Annotated in this window: 15 protein-coding genes and 4 pseudogenes; 6 read left to right on the top strand and 13 right to left on the bottom strand. The window is 70.4% G+C overall.

Annotation, left to right across the window (positions count from 1 at the left end):
• Nucleotides 1–174 precede the first annotated feature (174 nt).
• Nucleotides 175–1,101, top strand: coding sequence for an AraC family transcriptional regulator (locus RNB18_RS03505; protein ID WP_311712642.1), 927 nt, complete (start codon nucleotides 175–177; stop codon nucleotides 1,099–1,101).
• Between the two features lie 370 nt (nucleotides 1,102–1,471).
• On the opposite strand, the gene RNB18_RS03500 is transcribed toward RNB18_RS03505, so the two are convergent.
• From RNB18_RS03500 to RNB18_RS03485, 4 genes are all read right to left on the bottom strand, one after another.
• Nucleotides 1,472–2,215 (bottom strand): NADPH-dependent F420 reductase, encoded by a 744-nt coding sequence (locus tag RNB18_RS03500; protein ID WP_311712641.1) that lies wholly within the window; start codon nucleotides 2,213–2,215, stop codon nucleotides 1,472–1,474.
• 417 nt (nucleotides 2,216–2,632) lie between these two features.
• Complete coding sequence (locus RNB18_RS03495; protein ID WP_311712640.1) at nucleotides 2,633–3,469, bottom strand: helix-turn-helix transcriptional regulator; 837 nt, start codon at nucleotides 3,467–3,469, stop codon at nucleotides 2,633–2,635.
• A gap of 28 nt (nucleotides 3,470–3,497) precedes the next feature.
• A complete protein-coding gene (locus RNB18_RS03490; RefSeq protein WP_311712639.1) occupies nucleotides 3,498–3,878 on the bottom strand; it encodes a hypothetical protein in 381 nt (126 codons plus the stop codon).
• 10 nt (nucleotides 3,879–3,888) lie between these two features.
• Nucleotides 3,889–4,638 (bottom strand): SDR family oxidoreductase, encoded by a 750-nt coding sequence (locus tag RNB18_RS03485; RefSeq protein ID WP_311712638.1) that lies wholly within the window; start codon nucleotides 4,636–4,638, stop codon nucleotides 3,889–3,891.
• 232 nt (nucleotides 4,639–4,870) lie between these two features.
• Here RNB18_RS03485 and RNB18_RS03480 point away from each other — a divergent pair, with 232 nt between their 5' ends.
• A complete protein-coding gene (locus tag RNB18_RS03480) occupies nucleotides 4,871–5,815 on the top strand; it encodes a helix-turn-helix transcriptional regulator (protein ID WP_311712637.1) in 945 nt (314 codons plus the stop codon).
• A gap of 389 nt (nucleotides 5,816–6,204) precedes the next feature.
• On the opposite strand, the pseudogene RNB18_RS03475 reads toward RNB18_RS03480, so the two are convergent.
• The 4 genes and pseudogenes from RNB18_RS03475 to RNB18_RS03460 form a co-directional block, all read right to left on the bottom strand.
• A pseudogene (locus tag RNB18_RS03475) lies at nucleotides 6,205–7,319 on the bottom strand (PQQ-dependent sugar dehydrogenase).
• Between the two features lie 197 nt (nucleotides 7,320–7,516).
• The gene (locus RNB18_RS03470; RefSeq protein ID WP_311712636.1) at nucleotides 7,517–8,362 is read right to left on the bottom strand and encodes an SDR family oxidoreductase; all 846 of its coding nucleotides are present in this window, start codon (nucleotides 8,360–8,362) and stop codon (nucleotides 7,517–7,519) included.
• Between the two features lie 119 nt (nucleotides 8,363–8,481).
• Nucleotides 8,482–9,310 (bottom strand): annotated as a pseudogene (locus RNB18_RS03465) (XdhC family protein); the annotation flags it as partial.
• A gap of 92 nt (nucleotides 9,311–9,402) precedes the next feature.
• Nucleotides 9,403–9,690 (bottom strand): annotated as a pseudogene (locus tag RNB18_RS03460) (FAD binding domain-containing protein); the annotation flags it as partial.
• Between the two features lie 64 nt (nucleotides 9,691–9,754).
• Between RNB18_RS03460 and RNB18_RS03455 the strand changes: the two are divergent.
• The 3 genes from RNB18_RS03455 to RNB18_RS03445 are packed head-to-tail and all read left to right on the top strand — an operon-like array spanning nucleotide 9,755 to nucleotide 11,515.
• Nucleotides 9,755–10,327 (top strand): MmyB family transcriptional regulator, encoded by a 573-nt coding sequence (locus tag RNB18_RS03455; RefSeq protein ID WP_394817575.1) that lies wholly within the window; start codon nucleotides 9,755–9,757, stop codon nucleotides 10,325–10,327.
• Nucleotides 10,324–11,250, top strand: coding sequence for a helix-turn-helix domain-containing protein (locus RNB18_RS03450; protein WP_311712635.1), 927 nt, complete (start codon nucleotides 10,324–10,326; stop codon nucleotides 11,248–11,250). Before RNB18_RS03455 ends, RNB18_RS03450 begins: the two co-directional genes overlap by 4 nt.
• On the top strand, nucleotides 11,219–11,515 hold the full coding sequence (locus tag RNB18_RS03445; RefSeq protein WP_311712634.1) for a nuclear transport factor 2 family protein: 297 nt from the start codon (nucleotides 11,219–11,221) through the stop codon (nucleotides 11,513–11,515). The genes RNB18_RS03450 and RNB18_RS03445 overlap by 32 nt, the downstream gene beginning before the upstream one ends.
• A gap of 36 nt (nucleotides 11,516–11,551) precedes the next feature.
• Here RNB18_RS03445 and RNB18_RS03440 read toward each other — a convergent pair whose 3' ends face one another.
• The 5 genes and pseudogenes from RNB18_RS03440 to RNB18_RS03420 all read right to left on the bottom strand — a co-directional run bounded on the left by RNB18_RS03440 (nucleotide 11,552) and on the right by RNB18_RS03420 (nucleotide 16,761).
• Nucleotides 11,552–11,929, bottom strand: coding sequence for a DUF6537 domain-containing protein (locus tag RNB18_RS03440; RefSeq protein WP_311712633.1), 378 nt, complete (start codon nucleotides 11,927–11,929; stop codon nucleotides 11,552–11,554).
• Nucleotides 11,930–12,039: 110 nt separating this feature from the next.
• Entirely contained in the window at nucleotides 12,040–13,428 is a 1,389-nt protein-coding gene (locus RNB18_RS03435; RefSeq protein ID WP_311712632.1) for an acyl-CoA reductase, read from the bottom strand.
• Entirely contained in the window at nucleotides 13,428–14,768 is a 1,341-nt protein-coding gene (locus tag RNB18_RS03430; RefSeq protein WP_311712631.1) for a phenylacetate--CoA ligase family protein, read from the bottom strand. The genes RNB18_RS03435 and RNB18_RS03430 overlap by 1 nt, the downstream gene beginning before the upstream one ends.
• Nucleotides 14,769–14,778: 10 nt before the next feature.
• A pseudogene (locus RNB18_RS03425) lies at nucleotides 14,779–15,420 on the bottom strand (ABC transporter ATP-binding protein); the annotation flags it as partial.
• 96 nt (nucleotides 15,421–15,516) lie between these two features.
• Nucleotides 15,517–16,761: an ABC transporter substrate-binding protein gene (locus RNB18_RS03420; protein ID WP_311712629.1), complete on the bottom strand. Its 1,245-nt coding sequence runs from the start codon at nucleotides 16,759–16,761 to the stop codon at nucleotides 15,517–15,519.
• Nucleotides 16,762–16,890: 129 nt separating this feature from the next.
• Here RNB18_RS03420 and RNB18_RS03415 point away from each other — a divergent pair, with 129 nt between their 5' ends.
• A complete protein-coding gene (locus RNB18_RS03415) occupies nucleotides 16,891–19,620 on the top strand; it encodes a branched-chain amino acid ABC transporter permease/ATP-binding protein (RefSeq protein WP_311712628.1) in 2,730 nt (909 codons plus the stop codon).
• Nucleotides 19,621–19,626: the final 6 nt, after the last annotated feature.

Below are 19,626 nucleotides of genomic sequence, written 5' to 3'. Positions count from 1 at the left end.
AAGTGCGGTGAGGCAACGGGGGAAGAGGCGGGGCCATTGGTGTCCCGGCTTACGACCGGCCATCGGCTGCAGCGGACACGGCTCCGGCTCCCACGCCTGGGGCGGGCCGCCCCTTGTAACAGCTCCATACTGGGGTGGAACCCGACGTCTGGCGAGGTACGCTGCGGTCTCGTGATGGTCCACAGGCGACAGGCGCGGCAGAAGTCCGGTCGACGGGAGCTGGGGCTTCCGAAGGTGGTCTTCCAGCCTCCGGACGGATCCCCGGCAGGCCTGGAGGTGATGACTCTGGCCGACTTCCGCGACCGCACCCGTGACTGGCCCTGGCACATCGCCACCCCGCACCGGCAGGACTTCCACGCCCTGCTGCTGGTCACCTCCGGCACTCTGCGCCACCGCGTCGACTTCACCGGGTACGTACTGCCGCCCGGTTCCTGGCTGTGGATCCGGCCCGGCCAAGTGCACCAGTGGCAGAACCCCGACCAGGCCGAGGCCATCATGATCATGCTCCAGGAGGACTTCGTCGCCCCCGAGACCGCGGAACTGGCCGGCCTCGGCGCCACGACTGCCCCGATGCCCTTGTACAGCCCCGATCCTTCGGAGGCCCCCGCACTGGCCTCTGCGGCCGAACAACTGGCCGCGGAGTTCTCCCAGTCGGACCGCCATCCGCTGCCGGTCCACACCGCCCTGCTGCACCGCCTGCTCGACGTGGTACTCCTGCGCCTGGCCAACCTGCAGCAGGACGGTCAGGCCGCGGAATCCGCACCCGAGCCCTTCGTGCGGTTCCGCGACGCTGTCGAGCGGGGTTTCTCCCGCACCCACCGCATCGACGACTACGCCCGCGAGCTCGGCTACTCGACCCGCACCCTCACCCGCGCCACCCAGACCGCAGCGGGCCTCAGCGCAAAGGACTACCTCGACGAGCGCCTCGCCCTGGAGGCCAAGCGCCTCCTCGCCCACGGCACCGAACCCGCCGCCACCATCGCAGCCCACCTCGGCTTTACCAGCGCCACCCACTTCGGCAAGTTCTTCCAACGCCACACCGGTCACACCCCCCTGGCCTTCCGCGCCTCCCAACGCGTTTTGCCTCAGCGGGCGCCTTGATCGGCCGGGGCTGTCGGGCCGACGTGTGGAAACTCCGCGTGTCCGCTCGGCGTGCAGCGACTCTCAGAGTCGGTCACTTGCCAACCGGGCCCCCAAGGTTCTGAACCTGGCTGGGCTTGTCGGCCACCGACACCATCGTCGCCTTCAATCCCGTCTCCTTCACCCTCGCCGTCCTGCAGAACCCTTGAGCAGAAGGCCCGGTACGCGCGCTTCGCCGGCGAGCCGTCCGTTCAGGAGCTGGAGGAGTTTTTCCGGCTGGCCGGCCGACGTGCCGCCGGGGGCGGCGGCGTTCGTCGCGGAGCAGCTGGAGAAGGGGGTGGGCGAGATACGAGGGCCTCTGACGGGTCACCGCGTCAGCCCCCGTCCCTCCTCACATGGAAATTGCGCGGTTCAGGCGGACAAGGTATTCCGCGTCTGGTTGCACGCCGGCCCCGAAGCGTTCCTGGACCACGGCGAGCCCGAGGTCGCGCCGCTTCGGTGATCGCGCCGCGTCGGCCGCCGCAAGTGCGTCCGGCAGCTCCTGCCGGGTGAGATCCGTGCAGTAGGCGGGTGTGCCGGGCTGCTGCCGCCACGATTCCGCGAGGGGCCCCGCATCAAAGGCGTCGAACCCGGTGTCCTCAACGAGTGCCATTGCCAGGTCACGCTCTCGCGGACTGTCGGCCGCGACGGGGAGCGAGATGCGGTCCGCACTTCCCGCCGGCTTGTTCCTGTGCGCGAACGACTCGGCTCCGATCGAGTTCCACGCCTTGACGACGGTTCGGCCCAGCAGCTTGGCAGCCCAAACGCTCTCGGCCTGGCCGGCCTCGATCGCCGCGATGTCGGTGTCCCGATGCGGGAAGTAGTTGGACGTGTCGATGACAACCGTGTCAGCCGGCACCTTGGCGATCAGGGGTGCGACCTGCGGAATGCGGGTGAAGGGAATGGAGAGGATCACGGCGTCGACGTCCGCTACGGCTTCCGCCGCTGTCACCGCTCGTCGGCCCGAGGCCAGCACGTCCGCCTCGATTGTCTCCGGGCCGCGCGAATTGGCCACCTTCACCTCGTGCCCGGCCGCGCTCAACCGCCTGGCCAACGTCTTGCCGATGTTCCCGGTGCCGAGAATGCCGATCTTCATGGTGAAACTCCTTGTCCGGAACGGAACCCGGGTTTCGGTGACCGGGGTTCCGGGGCTTGGTCCCTGCGGCCGACTGCGGACGCGGTGGTGCCAGTGGGTGATGACGACCTTGCCGAACTGAGCGCGCTCTTCGTGTTCGTCGTGTGTGTTTGAGGCGTAACGGCGCTGCCGCTCTCGTGCCGTTGGGTGCACGCGAGGCGTGTCGGGTGATTCAGCGGTGGGCGGCGCGGTTGCGCTGAACGTCCGCACGCAGCTTGCGTCCCCGCACTTCACCGGCGCTCATACGCCCTCCCGCCTGCCCTGATCCTGCGGCCGCACCAAAACGGATGCTGCCTCCGTACACATCCGAGACTAAAACGGAGGCCCCATCCGGTCAAACCGGCGACCTGAGCGCGGAGCCCGCCCCGGTCCAGGACGTCAGGGGGTGAGCTGCTGGTGCCCTATGACGGAGAGCAGTTCGAGCTTGCTGTGGCTCTCCGTGCCGGGGCGAGTGGTCAGCACCACCAGCGTTTGGGCGCGGTTCTCGGTGTAAAGGAGCTGGGCGTCGACGTCGATGCGGCCGAGTTCGGGATGGAGGATGGTCTTGCAGTGGCCGTAGCGGGCGACCTCCTGAAGTTCCCACATGCGGACGAACTCGGGGCTGCGTTCCTGGAGTTCGGCGAGGATCCGGGCGGCTCGAGGGGTGTCGCTGCCGGCTGTCAGCGCGGCCCGCAGACGTGCCGCCTGGGCGCGGCCGTGGCTTTCGTGGGTCTCCTCGGGATACACGAGACGTTCGGCGGGGTCCATGAACCAGCGGTAGTAGCCGCTGCGGGCCAGACCGGTGTGGCGGGTCTGGTCGCCGAGCAGCGCGACGGCCAAGGGGTTCATCGCGAGGGTGTCGACCAGGTCTGTCGTTACCAGGGCCGGGGAATCGTCCAGGCGGTCCAGAACCCGCAGCAGCGTCGGGCTGACGTGCTCGGAGCGCTCGAAGCGGGCCGGGGCGTTGTGGCCGATGAGGACGAAGAGATGGTCGCGTTCGTCCAGGGTCAGCCGCAGCGCCCGGGCGAGAGCCGCGGTGATCTGGACGGAGGGCTGCGGAGCACGCTGCTGTTCCAGCCGGGCGTAGTAATCGGTGGACATGCCGGCGAGTTGCGCGACCTCCTCGCGGCGCAACCCCTGCGTACGCCTGCGCGACCCCGCGACCAGCCCGACGTCGCGAGGGCGCAAGGTCTCACGCCGGTGGCGCAGGAATTCCGCCAGTTCCTTCTTGTCCATGCGCCCATCCTCGCCGCATCCCGCCCGGCTATCCAGAGACCGCCGATCCATGGCTGAGCAGTCCTGTCCCGCCCGCGCAAAGCCGCTCATACGGCCGACGCCGATAGTGCTCGCAGCGAGACGATCCGTTGATCATGACCTGCATGACCCGCTGGGAAATTCGCCGGCTGTCGGCGGTGCGCCGCAGGCCGTCGGCCTGGAAGACGGCCCGCCGCGACGGTTCTCCGTCGAGGACGCCCAACGCTTGGGACCGGCCGCGGGACTCGTCGCCCGGCCCGGCCGACACGACGATGTTCGTCGTGTGATGGGCGCTCGACCTGCCGTCGGCGCTCAGGACGGAACCGGTCGCCTCCAGTGCGACGACCGGGGCAAACCCGAAGGCGCTTCCCGAGCCTTCCGCGTCCGGCATGTCAGGTCGGTCAGCTGCTGGCGATCATGGCGAGGACGTCGTCGTAGGAACCGTTCGCCACCGCGTCGCGGATGAACCTGGCCCGCTCGACGACCAACTCCTTCGCCTCGGGCTTCTCACGCAGCAGGTCGAGGGTCTCGGTCAGGAAATCCTCCAACGGCATGGACTGGTCGCTGTCCTGCTGGCCCAGCAGGGTCGTACGCACACCCGGCGGGACCACCTCGATCACCTGAACACCGGCATCAGCACCAGCAAGCTGGATACGCAGGCTCTCCGAGAAGGAATGCAGCGCGGCCTTCGTCGCGCTGTAGGCCGGCGTGAGCGGAAACGGGACGAACGCCAGCGCCGAGGTGACATTCATGACGACCGCGTCGTCCTTGCCCACCAGCAGCGGCAGGAACGCATACGTCATCCGGATCGTGCCGAGCAGATTCGTCGTCACGTGATCCTCGGCCACCTGGAGTCCGGCCGGGTCCAGGAGGTCCTCCAACGCCATGATGCCGGCGTTGTTGACCAGGACGTTCAGCCCCGGATGGCTCGCCGCCACCGTCTCACGGGCCCGTGCAATCGAGTCGGGGTCCGCGACATCCAGGACGAGCCCGTCGATGCCCCGGTGCTCGGCCGTGATCTCGTCCAGGAGTTCCTTGCGCCGGCCGGCGACGATCACCTTGTTGCCGGCCTCGTGCAGACGCAGAGCCAGACCAAGGCCGATACCCGAGGTGCCACCGGTGATCAGAATCGTGTTACCGGTCATCTTCATAGGGGTCCTGCTCCTCCGCTACGGCGGGCCGGTGAACGCCCGCAGCCTCGACCGTAGGGGCGCCCGCACAGAGGCGGGAGAGGAAGGTTCATCCATGGATCGGCGGTCCCTGCCTCGTGAGGAGAACGCCGGTCCGTCGGGTTGGGTCCGAGCCCGGAGTGCTGTTCAGTGCCGTGACAGGGCACCCCATCCGCCTTCCGCCCAGGTCGTGGCATCCCCACACTCGGAAGACATGGATCGTGAGCAGCACAGCGGCGGCACCGAGTTGGGGCGCTACCTACGCGCCCGACGGGCCCAGGTGACCCCCGAGGAGGTCGGCCTTCCACCCGGCGCGGGGGTGCGTCGCACACCTGGATTGCGCCGCGAGGAACTGGCCACCCTGGCCGGGATCAGCATCGACTACTTCACCCGGCTGGAGCGCGGCAAGGAGACCCACCCCAGCCCATCCGTCGTCGACTCCCTCGCCCGCGCCCTCCGGCTGGAGGAGGAGGAACACGACCACCTGCGCAGCCTGGTCACGCATGCCGCCCTCCCCCACTCTCGGCTTCGCTCGAGCGCGGGGACGCCCAGCGCTCCGGAACGGCCCACACCCAGCCGCTCCGTTCGCCCCGGGGTGAAGATCATGCTGGAGGCCATGCGGCCCCTGCCCGCGCACGTGGTCAGCCGCACGGGTGACGTACTGGCCTGGAATCCGGGCGGACTTCGACTGCTCGCCGGCATGGAGGACTGGCCCGCGAGACAGCGCAACATCGCACGCTACGTCTTCCTCCACCCCGCCGCCCGCGACCTCTTCGACGACTGGGGAAACCAGGTCCGCGGCTGCGTAGCCCGCCTGCGGGCCCTGGCCGGCACTGACCCGGACGCCCCCGACCTCACCCGGCTTGCCGGTGATCTCCTCCTCAAAAGCCCCGAGTTCGCGCGCTTGTGGGAACGCTATGACGTCAAGGGCAACTCCTACGGCCGTAAGACGTTCCACCACCCCGACGTTGGCGATCTCACGCTCGGCTACCAGTCCCTGCAACTGGAGGGCGCCCCCGGCCATCGCATGGTCGTGTACCACGCCGAGCCCGGCAGCGCCGAGTACGACGCGATGGTCCTGCTCGATCTGGCGGCGTCCGACTCCGCCCATGCGTCGAGGACCGCCCTGCACACCCCACAGGGCGACCGCCCCTACTGAGCCGACACCGACCCGAGCAGGACAGCAGTCGACGCGTTCGGCCAGACAGACCCCGACAGACAGACGGACAGAGGTAGTTGTTCATGGAATACACGCGCCTGGGCACCTCGGGCCTGAAGGTCAGCCGCGTCGCCCTCGGCTGCATGAGCTTCGGCGACCCCGCGAAGCGCATGCCATGGGTGCTCGACGACACAGCGGCCGAGCCGATCTCCCGGCAGACCGTCGAACTCGGCATCACCTTCTGGGACACCGCCAACATTTTTGAGCGGCCACGCCAACCGAACAGCGCGGCACAGCGTCCTCCCGTACCCGACCGAACTCCCGGGTGTCTATGGGCTGTTCCGGCCGGGGAAACGGAGCAAGCCCGATGTGCCCGCGCTGGTGTGCCTTCAGGACACCCGGAGAAGCAGGATCCGGTCGTCGCCGTCCTCCGGCGAACCCTTGCCGTCCGTGTTGCTGGTGACCAGCCACAACCGGTCGCCGCCCGCCGCGACCACCGTGCGCAGCCTGCCGTACGAGCCCTCCAGCGCGGCCGACGGCTCACCCGCGACCCTGGAGCCGTCCAGCGGGATGCGCCACAGGCGTTCGCCCCGCAGACTCGCCATCCAGATCGCGCCCTCTGCGTAGGCGATGCCGCTGGGTGAAGCGTCGGCGGGGCGCAACTGGGCCACCGGGTTGGTGAAGCCCGCACGGTGAGTTGTGCCCTCGACCTCCGGCCAACCGTAGTTGCGGCCGGGCCGGATCAGGTTCAGCTCGTCCCAGGTGTCCTGGCCGAACTACGAGGCCCACAGCCGCCCGTCGTCGTCGAAGGCCAAGCCCTGCGGGTTGCGGTGACCTGAGGAGTACACCGTCGAGCCGGACTCGGGATTGCCGGGGGCGGGGCGGCCCTCGGGGGTCATGCGCAGGATCTTGCCCCCGAGCGAGTCCCTGTCCTGTGCGATGGGCTTGTCCCACGTCTCACCGGTGCCGGCGTAGAGCATGCCGTCCGGACCGAAGGTGATCCGCCGCCGTTGTGGTACGTCCCGGTGGGGATTCCCTCCAACACCGTCTCCGGACGGCCCAGTTGCTCGCCTTGTGGGCGCGAGGTGTCGTACCGCATGCGGACGATGCGGTTGTCCGAGGCGGTCGTGAAGTAGGCGTACACCAGGCGGTCGGATGCGAAGGCCGGGGAGACGGCGAGCCCGAGCAGACCGCCCTCGCCCGGCAGGTCCTGCGCTCCTCGCACGGTGCCGGCCTCGGTCTTCCGGCCGTTGCCCGCGTCGACACGGGTGATCGTGCCGCCGTCTCGGGAGGAGACCAGCAGGTCGCAGTCCGGCAGCGCGGCCAGGCCCCACGGGGTGTTCAGTCCCTGCGTCACGGTGCGCAGGACTCGCACGCGTGAGGAACCCGCGCCCGCGTTGTCGGTCCCGGCGGCCGACGCGGGCTCTTCCTCCCCGCCCGAGCTCCCCGATGTGCAGCCCGCGAGCATCAGTACGGTGGCGGCGCAGGCCGCGGCCCAGGGCATTTTGGGAGTGGGACGGGGCACGGCGGGGTTCCTCTCGAGGGGCGCGGATGGCAGCGTTTGAGGGGCGGTGAGACAGCGGGCGCCTGCCGACTACGGTTGGGCAGCGCCCAAAGGGGCGCAGAGAACTGCGCGACCAGCCACGACGATGCCGCAGACGAACGACGGGCCCTCACGCGTTTCCGGCGGAGCCCTTGGCGTCAGCTCTGCGCCCGGCCCACGGGCCAGGCCTGCGCGGCCCGCAGCGCCGCGATCACGCCGCCGTCGGCCAGGAGGTCGGACCCGGTGATGAAGCCGGCCTGGTGACCGAGCAGGAAGGCCGCTGCCTCGGCGACATCGTCGGGGGTGCCGATGCGTCCGGCGGCCGACGTCTCGATCATCTGGCGGTACCCCTCGGCACCGGGGCCGGACATCTCGTCCTGAGCCAGCGGCGTGGAGATGATGCCGGGGCTGATGCAGTTGATGCGGGCGCCGTGCTTGCCCCACTCGACGGCGGCGGCCTGCACGCGCAGCGCGTTGCCCCGCTTGGACAGGGCGTAGGCGGCGCCGGAGTTGCCTACCTCGTCGGGGGCCAGGAACGGCAGGGCGAGCAGCTCGGAGACGGGGGTGCTCGCCAGCGCGTGCTCGGTGTCGTACGGGTGGGCGCCCGCCATGTGGCCGGCCATGCTGGAGATGACGACACCGGCGCCGCCGGGCGCGATGACGCGGGCGAACTCGTCGAGGACCAGCGCGGTGCCGAGCAGGTCGACGTGCAGGACCTGCTCCGTGGTGCCCTGGACGGGCGAGACCCCGGCGCTGTGCACGACCTGCGTGACCGGACCCAGCTCCGCGGCCGCGTCGGCGAGCCGGGCCACCGCGTCGGGGTCGGACACGTCGACGACGTGCGTGGTCACGTCGTAGCCCGCCCCGCGAAACTGCTCGGCGGCAACGCCCAGGGCTTTCTCGCTGTAGTCGGCGAGCAGCACGATGCGGCCGATGCCCACACGCCGGGCGATCGCCAGGCCGATGCCGCCCGCGCCGATGATGACCGCTACGTCCTTGTCCATCGTCATTACTCCTGTGATCCAAAAGAAGGGGCTTTGCCGAGGAAGAGTCCTCCTACGACCATTCAGCCTGCTGCTCGGCGTCGCGATGTGGCAGACCGGTCTGTGCCCTGGAGCGGTGTTCAGTGACCTGTCAGGGCACCCCTCGCGGCAATGGGCTCGTGGATGGGCCCGGTGCCCTGGGAGAGAGGGAGACCGGTGCCGTGGTGGACATGGGCGATGATTTCCGCGGTGATGGAGACGGCAGTCTCCTCGGGAGTGCGGGCGCCCAGGTCGAGGCCGATCGGTGAGTGGAGAAGGGCCAGTTGCGCCTCGGGTACGCCCGCCTCCCGCAGCAAGCCCAGGCGGTGGTCGTGGGTACGCCGGGAGCCCATCGCGCCCACGTAACCCACGGCAGGCTCAGGGCCAGACACAGGAGCGGGATGTCGAACTTGGCGTCGTGGGTGAGCACGCATACGGCGGTCCGAGCGTCCACCTCGGTATCGCGCAGGTAGCGCTTGGCCAGTCGACGACCACCGCGTGGGCGTAGGGGAAGCGGGCGGCGGTGGCGAAGACGGGGCGGGCGTCGCAGACGGTGATCCGGTAGCCGAGGAAGCGCCCGGCCCGGCTGAGCGCGCCCGCGAAGTCGACGGCGCCGAAGATCAGCATGCGGGGGCGGGGCGCGCTGATGTGGACGAGGACGGACAGCCGTTCGGGGCAGGTGTCGGCATCTCCCCCGACCTCGACCAGCCCGGCGCGGCCCGCCCGGCGCAGAGCGTGGGCCTGCGCCGCGACCGCCCTGTCCTTGTACCCGCCCGGGTTGTCGCGATAGGCCAGCTTGGGTGCGTTGAGGTGGCTGATCACCGTCAGGACGCCGGGCTGGGCGAGGGCCGTGCGGGTGTCGATGCCGGTGATCCGTCCGAGGGCGACGGAGCTGTCGACGACGACCGCGTGCACGGTCCCCTGAGGGTCGTGGTCGGCGGCGTACTTCGCCTGACCCGTCACCTTCAGTCGTCCGTCCACGCGGGAGAGCGGTGCGCCTACGGCTGCCTGCGGCTGCGGGCTCACTTGGTACCTCCTACGATGCGCAGCTGGCGTTCGACGGTCCGCTGGAGCAACTCGACCTTGAAACCGTCGTGTTGGAGCGGGCGGGCCCCGTCCGACGCCTCCTTGGACGCCTCGGCCCACAGCGCGTCCGAGGGACGCTCGCCGATGAGGTGACGCTCGACGGTAGGCAGCTTCCAGGGCACGGTGCCCACGCCGCCGACGGCGACCTTCGCCTCGCGGATCACGCCGCCGCGAATGTGCAGGGCGACGGCGGCCGAGGTCAGCGCGAACTCGTACGACTGCCGGCGCGCTCTCGCGGCTCTCGCCGCCCGTTCGGCACCCGAACCGCCGTCAGCGCCCAACCGCACCGTGCGGCCCGGCGTCAAACTGCTGCTGGAAAGCCTGCGCCCCTACCCCGCGCACGTGTTCAGCCGCACCGGCGACGTGCTGGCTTACAACCCGGCCGGTCTGCGGCTGCTCCCCGGCATGGACGACTGGCCGGCCAAGCAGCGCAACATCGCGCGCTACGTCTTCCTGCATCCCGCCGCCCGAGGCCTGTTCGACGACTGGCACCACCAGGTCCGCAGCTGCGTCAACGGACTGCGCGCCCTCGCCGGCATGGAGCCGGACGCACCGGACCTGACCCAACTGGTCGGCGAACTCCTGCTCAAGAGCCCCGAGTTCGCGCGCATGTGGGAGCGCTACGACGTCAAGGGCCACACCTACGGGCGCAAGACCTTCCACCATCCCGAGGTCGCTGACCTGACCTTGGGCTACCAGACCATGCAACTGCAGGGCACCCCGGGTCAGTGCATGGTCGTGTACTACGCCGAGTCCGGAACGCCCGAACACGACAAGCTGGCCCTGCTCGACCTGGCCGCCACCGAGTCCGAGCGCGCCGCGAGACGCTCACCCGACTGGCAGCCCATCCAAAACGCATGAGCACAGGACTGGACCGGCGCACCGAGCTGCGGGAGTTCCTCCGGTCCCGGCGGGCCCGACTCCGGCCCGAGGACGTGGGGTTGTCGGCGTCCGGGCGACGCCGGGTGCCGGGGCTGAGCCGCGAGGAGCTGGCGCGGCTGGCGGGAGTGTCCTTCGCGTACTACACGCGCCTGGAACAGGGCCGCGGTGACACCATGTCGGTCGAGGTGCTGGACGCCGTCGCTCGTGCCCTGCGCCTGAGTGGAGACGAGCACGCCCACCTGTTCCGCCTTGCCCGGCCGGAACTTCACGGCAATCGGCACGCCGTGCCCCGGCGACAGAGGCTGCGGCCAGGCGTTCAGCGACTGCTGGACGCGCTCGACGGGGTCCCCGCGTACGTCTGCGGGCGACGCCTGGACGTCCTGGGCTGGAACAGGCTCGCCACCACCGTTTTCGGCGACTGGTCCCGGCTACCGCCTCGGGAGCGCAACCTGTCCCGGCTGGTCTTCCTCTCCCCCGCGGCACGCGACCGTTTCAACGACCTGGAAGCCACGATGCTGGACATCGTCAGCGTCCTGCGCGTGGAAGCGGGCACGCACCCGGAGGGTACGGAACTCGCCGCTCTGATCGGAGAGTTGACGGAACGGAGCAATGACTTCCGACGGTTGTGGGCCGGGCACCACGCGCGTCGCCGGGGCCATGGCGTCCAGCGGCTACGGCACCCGGTGCTGGGCGAACTCACCCTCTCCTTCGAAGCCATGGGGCTGCACGGCGACCCGGACCAGACCCTCGTCACCTATCACGCCGAACCCGGCTCGACGTCCCGGAAAGCCATGTCGCTGCTGACGGGCCGCCTCCTGACAACAACAGGGGCTCAGAGCTCGACCGATCTGCCGAACAACAGGAGCCACCGTGCAACCGTCCCCCGACCAGAACGCCCATGACGACGTCACCACGGCCTTCCGCGCCTACCTGCAAGCAATGCTCGACGGCGACACCCACGCCCTGGACAACCTGCTCGCCGACGGCTGCACCCTCACCCACATCACCGGTTACGTACAGCCCAAGGACGAATGGCTGTCGCAGACGCGTGCCGGCCAGTTCCTCTACCACGGCACCCGCGCGAAGTGGCGGCTGCAGATGACCATGGACTACGCCCGCGAAGGCGACACGTGGTCCGTGATCCGCTCAGCCGCCACGACCTGGTGAGCAACAGGCCCTTGGTTCACCTTTCCGGCGACCCGCTCACCGTCTTGTCGAGCGTGTCGAGAGGGTGAGAGGGCTGAGCCGGGGCAGCAGTGCTTCGACCTCTCGCCGGTACTGCACGACGAGTTCGCGCTCCATGCGGCGCACCGGGTGGTAGCCGAAGAGGTCCAGCCGAGAGCCGCGGAGGCGCCGTGCGGCGTACAGCAGGCGGACCATCGGACGGGCCTTCGTGCCGAACGAGATTTTCCGCTTGCGCCCCTGCGCCAGGGAGTACGAGGTGGCGTCGCGCCGTTCGACGGGGACCCGGCGGTGGGCCGACGGGCAGACCGCCCACAGCTGCGGCAGGAGTGCCGGCTTAAGCGCAGGGGGCGTCCTCGCCACCGGATCGACGCCCACCGGTGCCCGTCCTGCGGTCATCTGGAGCTCCGCCCGAGGTCAGACGGGCTCCGATGTCCGCGGTCTTCCGGATGGCCGGTCTCGCGGTCCCGGCGGAACGCGGGTCGCCGGGTTCGCCGCGGGGGAAGGCGTCACTCGTCGTTCACCCAGCGCATGAGCCGTTGCAGGGGGTAGAAGCCGTCGTGGGAGAGGCCCGGCGGCATGCCGCCCGCCCTGCCGAGGGAGACCACGCGTTGCACGCCGGCGCAGGCGAGGGCGTCGCGTAGTTCCGCCTTGCGGGTGTCGGGGTACACGCCGACCGTCTGGGTGGCGACCCCGGCATGGGTGACGGCTTCGGACAGGGCGGCGACCGGGACGACGTCGACGATCTTCCCGTCGGGGTGGAAGTCCACGGGTTCCGGTGAGCGGATGACCAGGCCCTGGCCGTCGTAGCCGCCCCACACCCGGTACTCGGGTTCCATGGACCGCAGGACGTCGATCTCCTCGCGGAGTTCCGAGGCGACGCGTGGGCCGCCGGCCGAGCTGAACTCCCTTGCCACGCCCAGGCGTTCGCACAGCAGGGCGGCGTACCGGTCGGCGTCGTCCCAGGAGCCCTCGACGAACTGGAAGCGGCTGGCCACGCAGGCCTGCTGGTTGAAGAACGTGGCGTCGGCGGCGCCCGCGTCGGCCGCCCGGGCCAGGCTCTCCTCGGACGCGAAGGCCTCGCGGCCGATCATCGAGATGGAGGTCTTGGGGTCGAAGGAGACGAGCTCGAACCCCGGGCCGACGTACTTCAGCGCGCTGCGGATGGTGGCCTCGCCGCCCCAGGCGACGAGCTTGTCGAAGAACTGCGGGCGGAACAGCACGCTCTCCACCGCCTCGTCGCCGCCGCGCCAGTACACCGCGGAGAACGACCGCACCACCGGGTGGCCGGGGGCGACCGCGGCCATGGTGCGCAGGATCGCGGTCGCGGTGAACAGGTCGTTCGAGGGCAGCTTCAGGAGGTTGACGCCCTTGGTGAGGGCGCCGCGCACGACGGACATCGCCGCGACTCCGGGTGCGTTGCCGGCGATGATGTGCACCAGGCGGGGCGGGAACGCGCGGGTGGCCGCGATCCGGTCGTCGGGCAGGCGTACCTCGCGCCAGCCGTCGAGCACGTTCGCACCGCCGAGTTCGTGGTCGATCTGGGCGTACAGGCCGGGGCGTTGGAAGCTGCGCCACAGCACGGCGTAGGCGCGCTCCAGCACCTCCGCGGGCAGCGGGCTGACCGGGATCATCCGCTCCAGGGCTTCGGCGAGCAGGCCTCCGCTGTCCGCCTTGAGGGCCTCACCGGTCTCCACCAGCAGGTCGACGATCTCCGCCACGGGCACGTGGAAGGCGGGGCCCGGTTCGGAGCGCGGCCAGACCAGACGGTCCAGGTCGAGGGCCGGTGCGGTGAACCGGCCGAGGTCGACGGGGGTGCTGTGGTCGGTCTCGCCCCGGATCACGTGGACGACGGTCACGGGGGCGGCCGCGGTGTCGTCGAGTGCCGTACCGCTCATCAGTGGATCATCCCCCGCACGTAGGAGTCGAGTGTCGCGGCGCAGGTGATCTTGTCGTCGCCGCCGAGGTCGCCGTAGCGCCGGATGTCCGGCAGGACCGCCGGGCCCGGGCGGCCGCAACCGCACGGCGAGAAGTCCACGAAGACCCGGTCGCCGCTGATCAGCCCGCCCCAGCGGCCCTCAAGGGAGACGTCGAGAAAGGCGAACCGCCCTTCCACCACTCCCTGTTCGGGGTTGAGCAGCTTCTCGCCGGGCTCGTCCAGCACCAGGGGGATCACCCAGGGCGGCACATGGTAGTTGCCCTGCTCGCAGGCGAGGCAGGAGCCCTGGAGTTCGGTCATGCCGTAGCTGCGTACGCGGCGTACACCGTCGTAGAAGGCGGTGAGCTGCTGCTGGTAGTCGTCGGGCAGCGCGCGGCCCTTGTTGCCGCCGCCGCTGAGCACCAGGGTGTCCGGGTGCAGGCTCCCGTCGGGCACGCCGCGGGCGCGCAGGGCCTGGATGAGGGTGAACTGCTGGTTGTTCATGCCGGCGATCAGCAGCGGCTCGTCGCGGTGCGCGGCGATGTCGTCGACGATCTGGGCCATGGCCGCGCCGAGTTCCCCCTCGCGGGACTCGGAGGCGGTCTCGAAGGAGCTGATCTCCTGTGGGGTGGCGGCGCCCTCCGCGATCCGGCGGCGCAGCAGCGCGCTGCTCATCAGCTCGGACACCCGCATCGCGTCCTCGGTGAGCAGCCGGGTCTCGCCGGGTTGCGCGAAGACGTCGGCGTGCCAGCGGAAGCCGTCGATGGAGCGCATCGGGCCGCTCGCGGGTGCGAGCAGATAGCCGCGGCGGGTGGGTTTCGCCGGCAGCGGGTCGGGCCAGCAGGTGAGGTGCTCCAGGATGTCGTGCAGGAAACTCAGGTCACTGGCGTCGCAGTTGAGGAAGGAGACCTTCCCGGAGGTGCCGCTGGTGATGTACGGGCGGTGGCCGGCGGCGGTGATGCGGTCGGTCCACTCGTCGATGTCGCGGACGCCGTCCATGTCGACGTCGCCGGGTTCGACCGCCGAGACGGTCGTGTACCAGCGCAGGAGCCGGTCCCAGCGGCCGGCGGTGATGAGGGAGACGGGGTACGACTTGTAGCTGGTGTGCGAGAAGAGCAGCGGCACCAGGTCGTCGAGGCCGGTGACCTCCTCCACGCCGGTCTCCGCCGCCCGGGTGCGCAGCAGCGGAACCCGCTCGCGGTGGGCGGTGAAGGTCTCCCGGGCGGCCTCCAGCTGCAACTCCCTCAGTTCGGCGGCGGGTTGGACGAAGGTGTCGCCGGAAAGGACGAGGGATCGGATCTGCTCGCGTGCGCCTGGCACAGCGTTCACCTCAATCAGTTGCGTACGTTGTCTTTTCCGCTGTGGTCTGCGCGAGGTACGACGACTCGATCGCGTCGAGGTTGCCGCGCAGTTCCTTCGGGGTGCCGGTCATGGTGACGCGGCCGCGGTGCAGGACGTACACGCGGTCGGCGATGTCGAGCACCTTGCGCACGTGCTGTTCGACCAGCAGCGCGCCGAGGCCGCGGTCGGCCGCCTCGCGGACCGCGCGCAGGAGGCGGTCGACCACCAATGGGGCGAGGCCGAGCGAGAGTTCGTCCGCGAGGAGCAGTTTGGGCGCGCGGCACAGGGCGCGGGCCAGCGACAGCATCTGCTGCTCGCCGCCCGAGAGCATGCCCGCGCCGGTCCTGAGGCGCTTTTCGAGCTCGGGGAAGAGTTCCAGCGCCTGCTGGGACCTCACCCGCCCGACCCGCAGGTTGTCCGCGGTGTCGAGCCGGGTGAAGACCGCCCGCTCGCCGACGTACGCCAGGCCCTGGCGGGCCCGGCGGTGCAGCGGTGAGCGGCCGGGTTCGCCCAGCCAGCGCACCTCGCCGCCCATCGGGGCGAGGCTGCCGGAGAGCGCTCTGAGGGTGGTGGTCTTGCCCGCCCCGTTGGGGCCGAGCAGGGCGACGACCTCGCCGGGCCGGACCTCCAGGTCGAGGTCGCGTACGACGGGCTGGCTGCCGTATCCGGCGGACAGGGAGCGTGCTTCGATCAGGGGTGCGTCGGTGTCCGGCACGGGCCTGCTCCCTCAGCTGGACGGCAGGGCCGTGAGGACCTTGCGGACGTCGACGAAGGTCGATCCGGGCTTGGCCCACTCGATCTTCCCGTCGCGGATGGTCAGTTCGGTGGCGGTGGTGTTGTGGATGCGGTTGAGGCCCTTGATCGGCAGGGCCGTGGACGCCTTCCAGCTCAGCGGCGGGGTCAGGCCGCCGGTGCTGATGCCCGGGGCGGTGTCGAGCTCCTGCACCAGGGCCTTCGCCGTGATCGTCGGGAGCTTCTTGGCGGCCTCGGTGAAGACCTTGAAGGCCACCCAGGTCGTCTCGTTGGCACCGTTGCTGGTGTCGATGTCCTTGTCGCCGTCGGTGGCCGCGAGGAAGTCCTTCCAGGCGGCGTCGGAGGTCGGCGGGAAGTAGCCGGTGATCGCGGCGCCCTCCAGCGGGCCGCCGGCTCCGCCGGTGCTCTCGGCGAGCTGCGGGGTCAGGTTGCCGACGACGCTGCCGAGCTTGGTCTTGGCGCCCGACTGCACGTACGACTTCACGAACAGGCCCGAGGCGGTGCCCATGATGACGCTCACGCAGTCGCTGCCCTTGGTCGCGGCGGCGACCTGCGGGGCGAGGTCGGTGGCGGTGAGCGGCACCTTGATGTCCTTGGGTGCCGGCGCTCCGGCGGAGACCGCGCCGACGGTGAGGAACTGCGACACGACGGCGGCGGCGGCCACGTCGTAGCGCACGCCGGAGATCTTCTTGCAGCCGTTCTCCACCAGTTGCCGGCCGTGGGCCGCGAAGATCACCGGAGTGCCGCCGTTGACCGGGAACGACAGCGGGTTGGAGAACTCGGCCGCCGAGACGCCGGTGCCGCCGATGTACGGGATGCCGGCCTTCTGCAGGATGGGCATGTAGCGGTCACCGGCGAGGCTGTAGGAGCCCACCACCGCGACCACCTTCTCGGCGACCGCCTGCTGGGCGCACTTCTCGGCCTCGTCGGGGTTGCCCTTCTCGTTGCAGGTGAGCACCTTCAGCGGGGCGCCCTTGATCCCGCCGTTGGCGTTGATCCACTTCTCGTACGCCTGGGCGGTGAGCCGGACTCCGGGCTGGGCGCTGCCCTGGGTGTCCTCCGGCGCCCAGACCATCACCTTGACCGGTGTGCCCTTCAGGGCGGAGGTCTCCTCCTTCGAACTGCCGGACGCCTCTCCCCCGCAGCCGGCGGCGAGCAGGACTCCGGTGACCGCGAGGGCGCTCGCTGCGGCGGTTCTGCGTCGGCGTGAGTGGTTCATGGTTCCTCCGCTGTGCTCGTCGTCGAGATGCCGAACAGCATGGGGTGCGTTTTCCAGTTAGTGAAGTACTCTCGGCACAATTATTTAAATGAATGCACTGTCTGGTCCCGCACTCTGGGAGGTTCCTCGATGGACGACGTCCTGCGTTTCGCGCTGCTGGGCCTGGGTCTGGGGGCCCTGTACGCGCTCACCGCGCACGGCATCGTGCTGGTCTACCGGGGCTCCGGCGTCCTGAACTTCGCGCACGGCGCGATCGGAATGGCCGGGGCCTACGTCCAATGGGAGCTCGCCACCCAGCACGGTCTGCCGTACTGGCCCGCCACCGCCTGCGGCGTGCTCACCTCCGCGGTGCTGGGCGTACTCACCCACCTGTTGGTGCTCCGCCCGCTGCGCAGAGCCTCCTCGCTGGCCCGTCTGGTCGGCACCCTGGCGGTCTTCATCGTGCTCACCGCGATCGCCGTCAAGCGCTACGGCGACAGCCTGGAGCTGGTGCTGGGCAAGCTGCCCACCAAGCTGCTGACGATCGCCGGGGCGACGGTCTCCGAGGACCGCATGTGGCTGATCGGCATCGCGGTCGCCGTGACCGTGCTCCTCCACCTCCTCTACAAGCGCACGCTGTTCGGCCTGGGCACCAGCGCGGTCGCGGAGAACGAGGGCGCGGCCGCCTCGCTCGGCTGGTCCCCGGACCTGATCGCCACGGGCAACTGGGCGCTGGGATCGGCGCTCGCGGGGCTGACGGGCATCCTGATCGTCCCGGTCATCGGTCTGTCGGTGACCGGGCTGACCACCCTCCTGCTCAGCGCCCTGGCAGCCGCCCTGGTCGGCAAGTTCTCGTCGTTCCCCGTCACCCTGGCGGGTGGCCTGGTCATCGGCGTCGTGCAGTCCGAACTGACCCGCTTCGGCTCCGACGTCACCGGGCTCGCCGCCTCGGTTCCCTTCCTGTTCATCGCCCTGGTGCTGGTCGCAAGCGGCCGGGCGCTGCCGCTGCGCGGCACGTTCCTGGACCGGCTGCCCGGTCTGGGCTCCGGGAAGGTCCGTCCCCTGCCGCTGGCGCTCGCCGTCGTGGCCGGGCTGTCGCTGGTGAGCCTGGCGACGCCGCTGTGGGCCGACGCGATCACCACCACCCTGGTGCTGTCACTGATCATCCTGTCGATCGTCGTGGTCACCGGGTACGCGGGACAGGTCTCTCTCGCGGCCTACGCCCTGGCCGGGACCGGCGCCTTCCTCGCCGGACACGCGGCGGCCGACTGGGGATGGCCGTTCGAACTCTGCCTGCTGGCAGGGGTATTGGGCACGGTCCCGATCGGTCTGCTGTTCGCGCTCCCGGCGGTCCGCACCCGCGGCGTCAATCTCGCGATCATCACGCTCGGCCTCGGCACCACGCTGGAGGCGATGGTCTTCCAGAACACCGATCTGTCGACGACCCCCGGCAGCGACGGCATCGCGGTGGGCAAGCAGACTCTCTTCGGGATCAGCATCTCCGGCGTCGACCATCCGCAGCGGTACGCCGCCGTGGTGCTCGTGCTGTTCGTCGCCACCACGCTCGTGGTCGCCAACGTGCGGCGCAGCCGCACCGGCCGCCGGCTCATCGCCGTACGGGCGAACGAGCGGGCCGCCGCCGCCCTCGGCATCGACGTCCGCGCCGCCAAGCTCTACGCCTTCGGCCTGTCCGCGGCCATCGCCGCGCTCGCCGGAGTGCTCACCGGCTTCCGCTCGACCTCGGTCGTCCTGTCCGACTTCGCGAGCTTCGGCTCCATCACCGCGCTCGGCCTGGCGGTCATCGGCGGTGTCGGCTACCTCGTCGGTCCGCTGTTCGGCGCGACCTTCGCCGCGGGCACGGTGGGCGCCCGGTTCGGGGACCTCGTACTGCCCGGGCTCAGTGAGTGGATGCCGCTGATCGGCGGAATCATCCTGGTGCTGACGCTGGTGGGCAACCAGGACGGCATCGGGAAGGGGCTCAGCACACGGGCGGTCGGGGGCCGGCGCAAGCTGCCTGCGAAGCGGCCGGTGACCGTCCCGAGGGACGAGCCGTCCGCCGCCCAGGCCGTGACCCGTGCCGCCCCACTCCCCCTCCAGGTACGGGACCTCACCGTCCGCTACGGCGGTGTCGTCGCCGTCGACGGGCTCTCACTGGACGTCGGACCGGGCCAGGTCGTGGGGCTCATCGGTCCCAACGGCGCCGGCAAGACCTCCGCCATCGACGCGATCACCGGCTTCACCCGGGCCGCCTCGGGCAGTGTGCGTCTCGGGGATCGGGACGCGACCCGACTGCCGGTCCACCGGCGGGCCGCCGCCGGTCTGAGCCGGTCCTTCCAGTCGCTGGAGTTGTTCGAGGACATGACCGTCCTGGACAACCTGTACGCGGCCTGCGACCGCCCCGGCCGATGGGCGTACCTCACGGACCTGATCCGTCCCGGCAGCCGCCCCCTCCCTGCCCATGTGCTCGTCGCGGTACGGGAGTTCGGTCTCCAGGACAGCCTGGACCGGCCGGTGGACGACCTGTCGTACGGAGAGCGTCGGCTGCTGGCCATCGCCCGCGCGGTGGCGGCCTCGCCGTCCGTGCTGCTCCTGGACGAACCGGCGGCGGGCCTGTCGGACGACGAGACCCGGGAACTGGCCCATCTGGTACGGCGGCTGGCCGAGGACTGGGGCATGGGCGTGCTGCTTGTCGAGCACGACGTCGACATGGTGATGAGCGTCTGCGACCAGGTCGTCGTCCTGGACTTCGGCCGCCGGATCTGCGCCGGCACCCCCGAGGAGGTGCGACGCGATCCGGCGGTGCGGGCGGCCTACCTGGGCGACCTGACGCCGGACGAAGCGGCGGACCAAGCCGCCGACGAGGACACCGTGAGCGCCTGAAGCGCG

The sequence above is a fragment of the Streptomyces doebereineriae genome, assembly GCF_031845645.1.
In the GTDB taxonomy this organism is placed as follows: Bacteria; Actinomycetota; Actinomycetes; order Streptomycetales; family Streptomycetaceae; genus Streptomyces; species Streptomyces canus.
The sequence above is the reverse complement of the archived record's forward strand: the minus strand, read 5'-3'. Positions and strand labels throughout refer to the sequence as shown.

Coding starts and splice junctions, on each gene's coding strand:
- RNB18_RS03505 (WP_311712642.1), top strand. CDS start 175: ATGGTCCACAGGCGACAGGCGCGGCAGAAGTCCGGTCGACGGGAGCTG.
- RNB18_RS03500 (WP_311712641.1), bottom strand. CDS start 2,215: ATGAAGATCGGCATTCTCGGCACCGGGAACATCGGCAAGACGTTGGCC.
- RNB18_RS03495 (WP_311712640.1), bottom strand. CDS start 3,469: ATGGACAAGAAGGAACTGGCGGAATTCCTGCGCCACCGGCGTGAGACC.
- RNB18_RS03490 (WP_311712639.1), bottom strand. CDS start 3,878: ATGCCGGACGCGGAAGGCTCGGGAAGCGCCTTCGGGTTTGCCCCGGTC.
- RNB18_RS03485 (WP_311712638.1), bottom strand. CDS start 4,638: ATGAAGATGACCGGTAACACGATTCTGATCACCGGTGGCACCTCGGGT.
- RNB18_RS03480 (WP_311712637.1), top strand. CDS start 4,871: ATGGATCGTGAGCAGCACAGCGGCGGCACCGAGTTGGGGCGCTACCTA.
- RNB18_RS03470 (WP_311712636.1), bottom strand. CDS start 8,362: ATGGACAAGGACGTAGCGGTCATCATCGGCGCGGGCGGCATCGGCCTG.
- RNB18_RS03450 (WP_311712635.1), top strand. CDS start 10,324: ATGAGCACAGGACTGGACCGGCGCACCGAGCTGCGGGAGTTCCTCCGG.
- RNB18_RS03440 (WP_311712633.1), bottom strand. CDS start 11,929: ATGACCGCAGGACGGGCACCGGTGGGCGTCGATCCGGTGGCGAGGACG.
- RNB18_RS03435 (WP_311712632.1), bottom strand. CDS start 13,428: ATGAGCGGTACGGCACTCGACGACACCGCGGCCGCCCCCGTGACCGTC.
- RNB18_RS03420 (WP_311712629.1), bottom strand. CDS start 16,761: ATGAACCACTCACGCCGACGCAGAACCGCCGCAGCGAGCGCCCTCGCG.
- RNB18_RS03415 (WP_311712628.1), top strand. CDS start 16,891: ATGGACGACGTCCTGCGTTTCGCGCTGCTGGGCCTGGGTCTGGGGGCC.